The sequence below is a fragment of the Streptomyces sp. NPDC101152 genome (genome assembly GCF_044768275.1).
Lineage (GTDB): Bacteria > Actinomycetota > Actinomycetes > Streptomycetales > Streptomycetaceae > Streptomyces.
Genome location: NZ_JBIWPO010000130.1, coordinates 1 through 2,507, shown reverse-complemented (window position 1 = coordinate 2,507; position 2,507 = coordinate 1). Strand labels below are relative to the sequence as shown.

General features: G+C 68.8%; 1 protein-coding gene. It reads right to left on the bottom strand.

Annotated elements, in window-relative coordinates; all coding sequences use genetic code 11:
* Positions 1-52: 52 nt before the first annotated feature.
* Entirely contained in the window at positions 53-2,203 is a 2,151-nt protein-coding gene (locus ACIRVK_RS45435) for a recombinase family protein (protein WP_404258030.1), read from the bottom strand.
* Positions 2,204-2,507 lie beyond the last annotated feature (304 nt).

The following is a 2,507-nucleotide window of genomic DNA, read 5'->3' as shown; positions in this document are numbered from 1 at the left end:
CGAGATGTCGTGTTCTCAGCGCAGGTCCTGTGGCATTCCGTCGGCATGATGCTCATGTTCCTTCCGCGTTGTCTGTTTGTTGAATCTCGGTCCAGCGGCGGCGGTTGTGGTGGCCCGCGGGGAGTTGGTGCAGTGCGCGTAGCCGTTCCACTTCGTCCGGGCCGGCTGTGATGATCCAGCGGTGTGGCGGGCGGGTGTCCTGCCGCCCGTTGACCCAGCCGCGTTGGAGCCATCCGAACAGGGTGGCCACCGGCATTCCGATCTCGCGGGCGAGCGTGGCGAGCCACCATTCGCCGGGAGCGAGGACGGGGTCCGCCGGCCGTGTCTGGGTTCGGGTGGGGCGGAGTTGGTGACGCTGGAGGAGTTGTAGTTTCTCGCCGGTGTGGAACCGTTCCTTGCGGTGCGGCGGGCGCAGGCCCTCTGCGGCGAGTTGGTCGGCGATGGCGTTCGCGGTCAGTCCCGTGGCCGCCAGGGTGCGCAGTCGTTCCACCAGGGTGGGGTAGTAGGAGAGTTGGTCCAGGCGGGCGACCGGGCGCAGCAGGTCTGCGGTGCTCTGGCTGCCGCCGGCCCAGGTCAGGACGGCGTGTACTTTCTCGCTGGTTCCCTGGGCGGTGACCTGGACCTGTTCGACCACGCAGCGCAGCAGTCGTTTGCGGTCGGTGCGGGTGGTGGTCGGTGCCCGCCAGAGTGCGGGGATGTCGCGTGCGAGGACGCGGATGGCGGCGAGGTCGACCGCGCTCAGGCGCACGGGGCGGCTTTGGACGAAGTGCTGGTAGTCCTCGCTGAGTTGCTGGTGGGCGGTGAGGGCCTCTTCCCAGTCTTTCTCCAACTGCCGTATCACCAGACGGTTTTCGGGTTCGGCGAGCTGATACTGGCGTCGGGCCCGGTCGCAGGCCAGCTCGGTGCGCTCAAGTCGCTGCCGCCAGATGCGGTCCACTTCCAGGCGGTGCTGTTCGACCTGTTCGGCGGCGTGCACGGACAGCTCGAGCGCGGCCGGGGCCAGCGCCGCAAGGACCTGCTCGACCACGTAGGCGTCCAGGAAGGCCCCGGCCATCTGCTGGCACCGCTCCACCCCGTAGGTCAGGTGCTGGCGCAGGCAGACGTAGCGGTGCACCAGCCCGGTCTTGGTGTTCTCGTAGTTCACGCCCATGCGGCGGTGGCAGATCCCGCACATCACCAGGCCGGTCAGCAGCGCGGGTCCCTGGCGTGGGGCTCCCAGGCTCTCGGCCCGGGCCCGATTGGCCTGCATCCGGGCGATGTTGCGCTCGTACTGGGCGACGGTGATGTAGGCGGGCAGCATGTCGGGAATCGTCACCAGCCACTGGTCGGCCGCGATGCGGACCTTGCCGGACTGGGGATGGCCGGGAAGCCTGAGGGAAGGGTCGATGCGGGAGCGCCCATAGGCGTAGATCCCGGCATAGGCCGGATTGCGCAGCATATTCTGGATGCCGGTCTGGTGCGGACGGCGCCAGACGACCTCGCCCTTGGCCACTCCCGCGCGTTCCCGCATCCCGATCTGCACCTGGTGCTCGGTCAAAAACCGCAGCACCGCATGCACCGTCCCGAGCTGTTCGAAGAGCTGGAAGACCAGCCGGACGACACTCTGCACCTGCTCGTCCGGGTCGAACGCCGCCTCGCCGGAGGGCCTGCGGACATAGCCGGCCGGCAGCGGCACGGCCAGCTCGCCCCGCGCGGCCTTCGCCAGCCGGCCCGACGCCATCCGCTGCTTGATCAGGTGCAGTTCGACCTCGCTCATGGTGCCCTTCAGGCCCAACAGCAATCGGTCGTTGTACTCGTTGGGATCGTAGACCCCGTCGGTGTCCGCCAGCAGAGTCCGCGCCAGGCTGCACAGTTCGATCAACTGGTGCCAGTCCCGCCCCGCCCGCGCCAGCCGGGACATCTCGATGCCGAGCACCAGCCCCACATGCCCCATCGTGATCTCGGTGACCAGCCGCTGGAAACCCGGCCGGTCCTGCGCACCCGCCGCGGACCGGCCCAGATCCTCGTCGATCACCAGCACCCGAGTCCGCGCCCACCCGAGCGCCACCGCCCGCTCCACCAGGCCGTACTGCAGCCGCGTCGACTCACCATGGTCGACAACCTGCTGCCTGGACGACTGCCGTACATACACGACCGCCAGCCCGTCACGGTGCCGCCCCTGCACCTTGCCTGACTCACGCTCCCGCAGCGTCACCGCCGTCACCCCCGCTCGTTGCCGCGGCGGGCGGGCTCGTCAGCACCCGGCTCATCAACAGGCTCAGTAACCGCACCGCCGCCCGACGGTTCAGCTCCGGCAGTACCTCCCACCGCGACGCTTCCGGGCGGCCCTCCTCCATCTGGGGAGCACGCTCCCGCTGTCGCCGTCCACGACGCGTCACCTTCGTCCAGGTCACGAGCCTTCAGGCAGTCGACCAACTCGACCAGCCGCAACAGGCCCTCACTGCTGATAATCGGCGCGTCCATACCCCGTTGTCCATCGCACCCTGCACTGTGACAAGCAGACTGAG